Here is a 10,960-nt window from a genome sequence, read left to right as displayed (position 1 = left end):
ACTTCATTAAATGATATGTCGCCAATTGAGTTTGAAAGTGTAAGGAAAAAGTGTGCGGCCTAGCTTGACCAGATCAGTTAAGATGTACGAAAGTTACAGGTTTCGTACATATGAAAGTTGGTTTTGCACGAGTTTCGACTCAAGAACAAGATTTACAAGTTCAACTGTCCAAGTTGGGCGTTCATGGCTGTGAGAAAGTATTTCAAGGGAAGCAAAGTGGTGCTTCGATTAAAAATGATGAGAAGTTAAAAGATCTCATAAATTTTATACGAGAAGGCGATGAAGTAATTGTTACTCGCCTTGATCGGCTTGGCCGATCATTAAAGACTATTCTCGAAGTAATTGAAAGTATTCATAAAAAGGGAGCGTGTTTAAATATCATCGACGGCTCTCTCAATACTAAAAATGATAATCCATTCTCGACGGCGATGATCAACCTTTGCGGAGTCTTCGCTCAGCTTGAGCGGGATTTAATAAAAGCCAGAACAGCTGAAGGTCGTGAAGAGGCTAAGGCTAAAGGCAAACATATGGGGAGAATGTCTGCTTTGTCTGATAAACAAGCGAAGGAATTATATAAAGATAAATTAAATGGTGAATCGATTTCTGCATTAGCAAAAAAATATTCTGTTAGCCGCCCTACGGTTCACAGAACTATTAAAAGAATGGAAAAGCAAAATAATAAATAAAGGGAGATGTTATGTGGTCTGATAAAGAATCAAAAATTGATTTCTTAAATTTTAATGAAACGGCTGAGTCAATAAAAGATCTTATAACAGAAAAGGAATTAATGCCTATTAGCGTCGGTGTCTTTGGTGATTGGGGCGCAGGAAAATCTACTATTCTTGAACTTACCAAAGCATCTTTGGAAACTGATGAACAAGAATATATCCAAGTACATTTTGATGCATGGACTTTCCAAGGGTACGATGATGCTAAAGCTGCGCTATTAGAAACAATCGCATCTACTTTAGTTAAAAAAGCAGCAGACGATAAAAACCTAAGTGCAAAAGCAAAAGAGTTTGCTGGACGAATAGATAAGATCAGACTGATGGGACTACTTATGGATGGTGGTGCAGCATTAGCTGGTATACCAACTATAGGTGGTATACAGAAGATCATGGGACTATTCAGTGGTGGTGACGATGGTGAACTGGATGTTGATGATGTAAAAGGTGCTGTCGATGGCGCTAAGGATGTCGCGAAGAAAAACAAAGGTTTGATCAAAGATAAGAAATCATTCTCACCTCCTAAAGAAATTAAAGAATTCCGAAAAGCATATTCAGATCTGCTAAAGGAGTTTGATAAACCACTTATTGTCTATGTCGATAATTTAGATCGCTGCTCTCCATTTAATGCCATTTCAACACTTGAGGCGATCAGATTATTTCTATTTCTACCAAATACCGCATTTGTTATTGCCGCCGATGAAGACATGATCCGCTTGGCTGTGCCGGAATATCACAAAGGTGCATCTCAACGACATCAAACTGATTATTTAGACAAGCTTATTCAAATTCCTGTGCATGTACCAAGACCCGGCGTTCTGGAGATAAGGGCATATTTAATGATGCTTACTGCTCAAGACCACGGCGTTACCGATGCTCAATTAGAAACGATAAGATGTGCCCTTGAAGAATCATTAAGGCTGTCGTGGAAACAACCACAAATAACCATTGATGAGCTACTTCAAGATCACGCTATCGAAAAGCATTCAGAACTCAGAAGTAAATTTGTAGTTGCTGAGCAGTTAGCTCCACTATTAGCTGAATCTACAAACATTAACGGCAACCCTCGCATAGTTAAGCGATTACTGAACCAAGTGAAGATGAGAAAGAAAACGGCTCACCGTCGAGGTATGCAGCTTGATGAAAAAACCATCACTAAGCTGGTAATTTTTGAGAGGTGCTTAGGCACTCAGGCTACCAATAAGCTTTATGAATTAATTGACAAGGAAAAGGGGTTCCCAAAAGTATTGGCGGAACTCGAAAATTCAGAAGTTGAATTTGACGAAATTAAGTTACCTGAAGAGTGGAAGCTAGACCTAGCTTTTATTGACAAATGGTCAAAATTACCTCCAATGTTTACTGAGGTGGATTTGACTCCAGCGGCGTATCTGAGTCGAGAAAGCATTCCAATGGGCGCTGTTAATGCGGTAATGTCAGGAGCCGCTCAAAAACTTGTAGAAGACTTAATGAAGCAAAAGGTAAGGGTCAGTGGCGTTAACTCTACTGCGATTACCACAACTCCTAAGGAAGAATACATGTCAGTCATGGATGGTTTGATTGAAAACTTTAAGTTGATTGGTGATTGGACTGAAAGACCTACAGGCATTTATGGAGCGGTGCTACTTGCCAAGCAGGATGATAAATGTTGTTTAAGTCTTCTTACATTCTTAAAAAGCTTGCCCCGACAAAGGTGGCTTAATCCAATTTTAAAAGAACTAGAGGGAACTAAGTAATATGGGTACGTCCGCATCGTCAACAGGACCGAATAACAAGAGTCCGCTAATTCCATCGTGGGCAGAGCAAGGAGACCCCGTCACGATAGAACCTGCATCAGGTACTGATGGGGATGATCAAACAGGCTTTGACAGTGGTCAAGCAGATGATCAGAATGACAATAGTAACGATATTGACAATGACAAGGTTCAACAAGAAATCGGCGGTTCACCAACAGCAACACCGCCTCCAAATAGGTTTGCTAGTGCAAGAAGAGCATTTGGTAAGTACGCTCAAACAGGTGGATCAACTTCGGATCTAAGGCGTTCATTAAAAAGTTACTCTAGAAAAGGCTCTGGTGGAGGTAAGAGTACTAGCCGGAGACTAGCAAGCGGCATAACTGCTGGTTCTGGATTGCTTGGTGTCATGCGTGGCGACACAGTAACGGTTAATAATCAAAGCTTATCATTAGGTGATCTAACTGGGCTATCGACTGACCAAGCAATTGACAAAATTGCTAGCCATTTAGCGCCTCATAATGCCGATTCGGATGCTGTAAGAGTTGCGTTGGATTACGCACTAGAAGAAGCATTACCCGATACTGAAGAGTTTGATCCTAACAGTTTTACCGACGAAGTTATCCAAGAAGCCATAGGCTGTTATTTAACAGATCTTATATTTCAAGATGTTGTAGAAGGAATGGGCAGAGCTTGGTTTCACGTTGAGCCTGCAAGCAAGCATCATCAAATGGAAGTTGAATTAAGGGAATTAATAAAAGTGATCACACAAGAACAGTTAGACAAAGTAACTAATGGCAACCCCAGTACTATCAGTAAGGAAAATATTACTAAAATTCAAGCCGATGCTATTGCCATGACAGTTGATGAGTGGGAGAGCTTTGATGACTAATTTTTATTTTAATCATGACCCAGCTAACTTGCCTGATTTTTCTGATGATTGTCATCCTGTCCAGATGTTCCATACGCATCAAAATGACATCACTAAGCACAGCTTAGTGTCAAAACAACTACTACAAACAGTTCGTGATTTGGGATTGAATGTAGATGCTGATGCAATAGATCTGATAACAATTGCAACCGCTGTTACCGCCGCTGATACATTTGAATTGAGGGATAATGCAGAAAATGCATGGGCTAGAAAAATGCATTTACATGTTCCTGTTACCGATGAGGATATGTGGAATACTGTTGAGCCTGAACTAAGTTCTTTGCTCAACTTTCTAACGGGCGATCAATGGCAGTTTACTTTTGAAAAAACAACTATGCCGATGCCGACTCCTAAAACAAGTGAGCAAGCGAAAGCAAAAGCAAAATCATTAATTGGACTCAACTCAGTCTGCCTTTTTTCAGGAGGTCTTGACAGCGCAGTTGGTGCAATTGACATTTTAAACGGAGAGTCAGCCTTAAAACCGCTTTTGGTTAGTCACGCTTATCGTGGTGATGGCGCAAAACAGGAAGATATTAAGCATTTATTATCCCCGCCATTCGGCGAATTGTCCTATTCAATGTCTCCTCATATTATCAAGCATTTAGAAGGTAAAACTGACATTAGCATGAGGGGAAGAAGCTTCAACTTCCTAGCTATGGCGGTACTTGGTATATCAGCCTTAAGAAATGCTAATTGCGATAGCAGTATTGAAACTATTGTCGTCCCTGAGAATGGCTATATTTCTATAAATCCACCGCTTACCAGAAGACGGATTGGTAGCCATAGTACTAGAACTACTCATCCTAATTTTCTAAGCAGGCTTGAATCTTTGCTTAGAGACACTGGGTTTCATGTCAAATTTGTAAACCCCTATCAATTCAAAACTAAAGGTGAAATGTTAGCGGAATGTGTTGATCAAGACGCAATTAGAAAAGCAGTTCCTCTGAGTGTTTCTTGTAGTCATTGGCACAGAGAGCATAAACAGTGTGGGCATTGTGTACCTTGCCTTATTCGAAGAGCGTCAGTTTTTCATGCTGGTTTTACACAAGATGCGCCATACAAGACAAAGCGGTTGAGAGGTCTTATTAAAGAAAAAGATACTCGCGATGATCTCCAAGCGGTTCAAACTGCCATTATCCGGTTGAAACAGACTGACAATTATCGTTCTTGGCTTCGAAAGTCAGGACCAATACCACAAGATAAAGATATACGAGAAAAACTAGAATCAACTATTAAGCGAGGATTAGCAGAGGTTGAATTATTTCTCCAAGCGGATAAATCATCATGATGGATCTTCATTGCCATGTTGATTTATATCCAGATCATAAAGAGGTATTGAACGACATAAAAAGCAGTAATTATTACGTGCTATCAGTAACTACGGTGCCTTCAGCTTTTGAAGGTACTGTTCAGTTAACAAGTGGCATAAAACACTGTAAAACGGCTTTGGGGCTTCACCCTCAACTTGCTCATTTAAGGAAAAATGAACTACCTCTATTCGATAAGCTAGTTGATAGAACTAGATATATTGGAGAAATTGGGCTGGATGGCTCAAAAGGTTATGCTGATTACTTTGATGATCAATTAGAGGTTTTCACGCATATTTTGAAAAAATGTGAAGACTTTGATAACAAAATACTAACTATCCATAGTCTTAATGCGACAGGTGAAGTACTTGAACAACTTAAGTTATACCCCAATGCTGGTACTTCTATTCTTCATTGGTTTTTAGGTACTAAGAAGCAAGTTCTAGAAGCCGTCGAGCTAGGCTGTTTCTTTTCTATTGGGCCAGCCATGCTTACTTCAGCCAGAGCTAAAAAAGTAATATCGTGGATACCTCAAGATAGGATTTTACTCGAAACTGATGGCCCTTTCGCCAAAGTGGCGGGGAATATTCTGTTTCCTTCAAGTGTTGGCACTGTTACTGAATATCTGGCTGAAATTTGGTGTAAAAATAAGGCTTCGATAATTGAGCAACTGTCAGCAAACCTTAGGTGTTTAACATCAGTCAAGTAACTAATTATACGTCACGTAATCTTATAACAATTTTATTCAGGTTTAATCGATTTGTTTGAAGTATTTGTATTAGCTATAGCACTCAGTATGGACGTGTTTGCAGTATCCATAGGCTTAGGTTCTAAAAAAGTAGCAAATGCTGAAAAACTCTTTATTAAAGCCGTTGCTTATTTTGGATTTTTCCAAGGCTTTATACCTCTTTTAGGCTATTACAGCGGTAAAGGATGATCATCTTGGATTGAAGATTATGCACCTTGGATAGCTTTTATTTTGCTATTATTTATCGGTGGCAAAAATGATTTATGAGTCCCAATCTGAAGGAATTGAAGAAGATATTGCTAATGTTACTCATCGTGTGCTATTTGTTCTTGCTATTGCCGCCAGTATTGATGCAATGGCGGCAGGTTATGCAATCACATTGCTTGAGGTAGACATAGCCGTAGCTTGCTTGATAATAGGCGTCACGACGTTTGCCTTTAGCTAGATTGGTGTGAATATCGGCGAAAGAAGTGGCGTATGGCTGGAGTCTAAAGCTGAACTATTTGGTGGTTTAGTGTTAATCGCAATCGCATTTAAGATATTACTTGGTTGGCACAGAACCACCGAATACTAGGCTACTTACCTGAGCAACATGCATTGCCTTCTTGAATAGGAGGACACTTAACTGTTCCATAAGAGCAGTAAACGCAACAATCACCTTTGAACGGTTTAAGTAGTGCTTTACAGCTTTCGCATTCGTAATACCATTGGCAAGCGTTTGTAGGCATGGTTTCAACTTTGCTAAATCCACATTCAGGGCAAGTTATCTTAGATTTTAATTCTATACCTTGCATACTGGTTCCTTAATGGGCTTAACAATATCTAAAATAGACATTACGACCATCCAAATGATCCCAAAGTAAAATAAGTAAGTGCTCCAGTCGTATTGCCATAAAGGATAAAGGGTCAGCAATACTGCAATTGGGCCAATGACACTTAAAATGCCTCTTAATGACTCTCGATGTTGATACCAATTATAGAAATTAACTAACAACGCTAGTGAAGCAAATAATGGCAATAAGGTGTTCACCGCTATCCCTTCAAAATGTGAAAGAAAACCTAACCCAAGCGCAGATGCCAATGAGCCGAGCGCAGGAAAACATGCTGTGCAACTAAGGGCGGCTAGCCAAACGCCACCAGAACCTACTTTATCTAGAATTTTATTGATCATAACTATCTACCTCAATTTTTAAGGTAGTATAAACTCCGTACATAAGTACGGGGTCAATAGCTATTTAAGTGAATTTATTACCGGGCAGGATTGAGGGTCTTGATTGGCCTTGCAAGAATCTGTCATATCTTGAATTACTTTCTCTAACCGCTGTAAATCAGCAATTTTATTACGGATGAGATTAAGTTTTTGCAATCCCATCGATTCTATATCAGCGCAACTGCTACTTAGTGACATCAGTGATTCAATTTCTTTCAGCGTAAACCCTAATGCTTTAGCTTTCAGAATAAATTTGAGTTGATTAGCGTGTGTCTCGTCATACTTTCGATAACCTGATTCGGGTTTTGGAGGCTGCTCTATTAAACCTTGGCGCTCATAAAAGCGGATCGTTTCAACATTGATATCTAAATCTTTTGCCAGTTTTCCAATGGTTCTCATAAACATACTCTTTAGAAGCAGAGACATCATTATACAATTAATGCGGATTGCCTAAACTCAATTTTATTGCATGAACGGGGTCGCTAAGCGTCCGCTTTGTAGAATTAAGTTCACATATCCAGATCACTCTGACCGTCTCTTGTTCGCTCTTGCTGCCTGTCAGGTGAAGTCTAAACCTAATCAACAAAACTGTTAGATGAGATATGAGCTACTACATCTAATCTATTGTTTCGTTGAAACTAATTCAATAATTTCACCAGTAGACGTATCCACTCTTATTTCTGTATGTTGCCCTGAGTGCTGAAGTTGATTTTTTAAATCAGCATTAATCAGTTTGAGCTTATCTATTTCAGCGTACATTTCTTGTAATCGCACCAGTAGCTTTTCAAAATCCTTATCGATTTCCTTAGGGTCAATCTCGTTTTTTTGCTTTTCTTTAGCAAGCTTGCTTTTTAGTTCGGCTACCTTTGTTCTGAGTTGTTTTATTAAATTATCTTTATTTTTTTCTTCCCAAGTTAATTGAGCTTTTTCAATATTTTCTCGTAACTTTACCCATTTTTCTTCTTCTTTAGATAGATTTGCAATATTTCTTTTAGCTCTCGTTGCTACTGCATTTTTGGTTATCTTGCTGCCATCAGATTTCATCTCTTCAAAAGCACGTTTTATATCATCGTATGCGCTACTCATGCTTGTTCTCCTTGGTTTGTATGCGCTTTGCCTTCATCTAATACATAGTCAGCTGCTGCTATATTATTTTTCCAGTGAATAGCAAATAGCTCGTAATCTTCTTGCTCTTCTTTGGTTAATGCCGCATATGCCTCTAGTTTCTGCGTTGCTTCTTTTTTTATTATTTGCCAATTGACCTTGTGGCGTTTGGTAATGATTTTACTACCACAATACACACAGCCACTAGGGATTCCTGCTCCTTTTATCTTGCAAGCTTCTCCCGCAGTGCAGTACCCCGTAGGTAAGCCACGTATGTTTTTAATATTTTTGACGAGAAATTTTTTCAGTTCTTCAATTGAACTGAAATGGATCTGCTTAATCACAGTCGAATCTTTACTTTGACTATCAGTAATACCTATTATCAGATCTTTAGATGTTTTATTAATTTGCTCACCAGCACCACCTTTAAGTGATTGTGACTCGGCTTCATCTATTAACTCTTCTGCAACACGGTCAATTAAAATCTCATTAAACTCTTCAGTAGTTTTAATTAAAGTTGTTGAGGCCAAAAATGCTCTTCGAGTATAAACAAACGTCATTAGGCTAGTTAAATGTTTAAATTGATATCTAATATCATCAAGCTCACCTAATTTATTGGCAATGACAAAGTAGGCCAACGTATGTCGAAACATGTGAGCGGTTAATCTAAACGTATCGCCTTCTTCGTATGGGACACCTCTATTCTCTCCTCTAACTTCTTTGTAGTTAGATTCAAGGCGTTCAAGCTCTGCTATATCATCATCGTCTAGAGTTAAGTCAAAAAGCTCAATGTTTTCACTGTTTTTAACCTCAAATTTTGTGAATCGCCCAGTATCGCTAAAACTAACACTACAGCTACTATGTGAAACCCCGAAAAGACGGTTTCTTTCTAACCCTTCTTTCAAATTGTGTGCTTGACTACTTGTTATATTGGCTCTGCATGAAGAAAGTACAGCTTTTGCCCTTTCTTGCATACCGATCACATATTTTTCGTAAATACCAACACACTCATGTACTTCAGCGTTTGAAAACCATTCCATCTCAACCTTACTGTTGTCGGTTTTGGTCATAATTGCCGTAATGTAATAAATATCATCTTTGTAATTGGCACAGCCAACCTTGCATGTAAGTACTTCGTTATATCTCATACCTGTATAGGCCAAGATATTAATGTATGTGGCTAATTTTAAATCTTCTAATTCTTCGGATAATTGAATGAATTCCTCTTCATTGGGTAAGTTTCTTACATGTTTTGCTATTAGCTCACCTGTATTCATTTTGGGCGGTGGTTCAATGGAGCCTTCATGTAAACTATCTATTAAGCGTGCATTTAATTCTAGCCATCGTTCTATCTTATCCTTAGAGTTTTCAACTATTTTTTCTGCAAACTTCAGAATTTTTTTCATTACTTTAGTAGGAATGACAGGGTGCGAATAAGTGACTGGTCTCGGATGGTGTAACTCGTTTAGTTGGTTAAGCACATCAATAAAAACACTACACACCTTAGGGCCAAAAAGACGAAAGCTTCGTTGCACGTCAAATAGTTTAGTAAATGAGTGTGATTGTCTGTAAATAGCTATTTTCCCGACTTCATATAAATAGTCTTTTATGAGATTCCTAATAACTAAGTCAGATTTGAACTCCAACTCATGAAATGAGTGATAACCTCTTTGTCTTAAGAAGGCTGCAATTAAATTTAGATACGTTACATCATTTTGAAGTGTAGAGATTTTTAGAGGTTTACCGCCTACAACATCACCATGTGTGAGTTTAATTAGTGAATAAATTCGAATTTGATATGCTAATTCATCAACACCTTTAAAATTCACATTTCTTTGCGTTTCTTCATAGCTTATCCAAGTGTCATCGCCAAAGTGAATAGTGCCATGTTTAGCAATATTCAATGCTCTGTTTTCCCACAAAGCAATCGAATTAAAAGCGCTAGTATCATCAACTTTAAAATCTTCTAACACCTGAACCAAAGGTTTTATAGTGATTTGACCTGTATGTGTTTTTACAACAGCGATATCAAGTAGTTTTGTTTTAGTTATCTCTTTGGTCATAGCAAACCTGTGTTTTTCCAATGAGGATGAATACCCTCTGTTCTCAATAATTCTTTTCCATCAATCACAGCTTGAGCATTAAGCTTGGCAATATCAGTTAATATTTCGTTAACTCTATTTTTCAACTGCTCTATGTTTTCCAGTTGCTCTGTTACAGAGTCAAATGTTGCGGCTGAGTTTTCCATATCAGCAACAACAAAATCCCGGTATGACAAAAGTTTCCAAACATGCAATGCGTCAGCAACACAGCGATAGAACGGACACCACAAGCATGCGTTAAAGTCGGCACATGCATGCTCGTTTGTATCTCGCTGGTCTAATAATTTCCTGTTTTGAGATTCGAATGCCACTACTGCGGATTTATCTTTTGAGTTAATGCATGTGCCATTCGGGACTTTTTTACCGTCTTCTGGTGGAGTCTGCAAAATGATTACTTTGTCGGTAACATCGCGAACAAAATAGTCTGCCATTGTTTTTGTCGCTCTGTTGATTGTCATTGCAACATCTTTGTTATCTTGCATTAAATAATGACGCAAGAACGTTTCATAAGAGTGCTTGCCAGCTTTTTGATACCACTTAAATTCTTTGGCAACTTTTCGGTAAATGTAGTTAAGCCCTGATTTTCTGATCTTTTGCGAATTAAATACGATATCACACCCAAGCTCAGTCAATATCCTATCTATAGAGGTCTTGAAACGTGATGCTGTTAATAATTGAATCTTTACTTCTCCAATACTATTTACTTTGGGAAAAACAAAAATTCTTTTTGATAGGTTCTCAATAGAAGGGCGGTAAATAGACGTAAGTCTAGTCGCAGCCTTAATATCAAATATTACTGGTTCGACAACGTCGCCGTATAAGACGCCTTCTTTTTCTAGATCTTCGGCTTTAATTTCAAATTTATGCCATTGAGTTTGATAATTAGCTCGGCGTTTAAATAAACGAAGAGCAGGAGTTTTACTTGAATGTAATGGCGTGTTAAAGAAAAATAAGTCGTCAGTATCAAGCTCTAGCGTAGGAGTTGAATTCCAACCAGTTTTCAATATGACTTTTGCTGCATAAAGTGTGTAGTGGTCAACTAATTTTGGCCACAGTTTTAGAATCTTGGTATCTAACCTCTGATTCATTTGGCGCTAAACCAG

Annotated in this window: 11 protein-coding genes and 1 pseudogene; 6 read left to right on the top strand and 6 right to left on the bottom strand. The window is 38.3% G+C overall.

The window, feature by feature from the left end; genetic code table 11:
* Positions 1-110: 110 nt before the first annotated feature.
* The 6 genes and pseudogenes from ACSFVZ_RS20255 to ACSFVZ_RS20230 all read left to right on the top strand — a co-directional run bounded on the left by ACSFVZ_RS20255 (position 111) and on the right by ACSFVZ_RS20230 (position 6,015).
* Positions 111-686 (top strand): recombinase family protein, encoded by a 576-nt coding sequence (locus ACSFVZ_RS20255; RefSeq protein WP_435559504.1) that lies wholly within the window; start codon positions 111-113, stop codon positions 684-686.
* A gap of 11 nt (positions 687-697) precedes the next feature.
* Positions 698-2,458, top strand: coding sequence for a KAP family P-loop NTPase fold protein (locus ACSFVZ_RS20250; protein ID WP_130244329.1), 1,761 nt, complete (start codon positions 698-700; stop codon positions 2,456-2,458).
* Position 2,459: 1 nt separating this feature from the next.
* Positions 2,460-3,347 (top strand): Qat anti-phage system associated protein QatB, encoded by an 888-nt coding sequence (locus ACSFVZ_RS20245; RefSeq protein ID WP_130244328.1) that lies wholly within the window; start codon positions 2,460-2,462, stop codon positions 3,345-3,347.
* Positions 3,340-4,674: a Qat anti-phage system QueC-like protein QatC gene (gene qatC, locus ACSFVZ_RS20240; protein ID WP_130244327.1), complete on the top strand. Its 1,335-nt coding sequence runs from the start codon at positions 3,340-3,342 to the stop codon at positions 4,672-4,674. Before ACSFVZ_RS20245 ends, qatC begins: the two co-directional genes overlap by 8 nt.
* Positions 4,671-5,402: a Qat anti-phage system TatD family nuclease QatD gene (qatD, locus tag ACSFVZ_RS20235; protein WP_016708224.1), complete on the top strand. Its 732-nt coding sequence runs from the start codon at positions 4,671-4,673 to the stop codon at positions 5,400-5,402. The genes qatC and qatD overlap by 4 nt, the downstream gene beginning before the upstream one ends.
* Before the next feature lie 51 nt (positions 5,403-5,453).
* Positions 5,454-6,015 (top strand): annotated as a pseudogene (locus ACSFVZ_RS20230) (manganese efflux pump MntP).
* A 1-nt stretch (position 6,016) separates the two neighbouring features.
* Here ACSFVZ_RS20230 and ACSFVZ_RS20225 read toward each other — a convergent pair.
* The 6 genes from ACSFVZ_RS20225 to ACSFVZ_RS20200 all read right to left on the bottom strand — a co-directional run bounded on the left by ACSFVZ_RS20225 (position 6,017) and on the right by ACSFVZ_RS20200 (position 10,945).
* Positions 6,017-6,235: a GDCCVxC domain-containing (seleno)protein gene (locus ACSFVZ_RS20225; protein WP_062566147.1), complete on the bottom strand. Its 219-nt coding sequence runs from the start codon at positions 6,233-6,235 to the stop codon at positions 6,017-6,019.
* On the bottom strand, positions 6,223-6,612 hold the full coding sequence (merC, locus tag ACSFVZ_RS20220; protein WP_016708222.1) for an organomercurial transporter MerC: 390 nt from the start codon (positions 6,610-6,612) through the stop codon (positions 6,223-6,225). The genes ACSFVZ_RS20225 and merC overlap by 13 nt, the downstream gene beginning before the upstream one ends.
* Before the next feature lie 60 nt (positions 6,613-6,672).
* Positions 6,673-7,050, bottom strand: a complete 378-nt coding sequence (locus ACSFVZ_RS20215) for a MerR family transcriptional regulator (RefSeq protein ID WP_016708221.1) — start codon at positions 7,048-7,050, stop codon at positions 6,673-6,675.
* A gap of 222 nt (positions 7,051-7,272) precedes the next feature.
* Entirely contained in the window at positions 7,273-7,737 is a 465-nt protein-coding gene (locus ACSFVZ_RS20210) for a hypothetical protein (protein WP_016708220.1), read from the bottom strand.
* Positions 7,734-9,818, bottom strand: a complete 2,085-nt coding sequence (locus ACSFVZ_RS20205; protein ID WP_016708219.1) for a site-specific integrase — start codon at positions 9,816-9,818, stop codon at positions 7,734-7,736. The genes ACSFVZ_RS20210 and ACSFVZ_RS20205 overlap by 4 nt, the downstream gene beginning before the upstream one ends.
* Complete coding sequence (locus tag ACSFVZ_RS20200) at positions 9,815-10,945, bottom strand: hypothetical protein (RefSeq protein WP_435559503.1); 1,131 nt, start codon at positions 10,943-10,945, stop codon at positions 9,815-9,817. The genes ACSFVZ_RS20205 and ACSFVZ_RS20200 overlap by 4 nt, the downstream gene beginning before the upstream one ends.
* Between the last annotated feature and the right edge of the window lie 15 nt (positions 10,946-10,960).

The organism is Pseudoalteromonas nanhaiensis (assembly GCF_051235485.1).
Taxonomy (GTDB): Bacteria; Pseudomonadota; Gammaproteobacteria; order Enterobacterales; family Alteromonadaceae; genus Pseudoalteromonas; species Pseudoalteromonas lipolytica_C.
The sequence above is the reverse complement of the archived record's forward strand: the minus strand, read 5'-3'. Positions and strand labels throughout refer to the sequence as shown.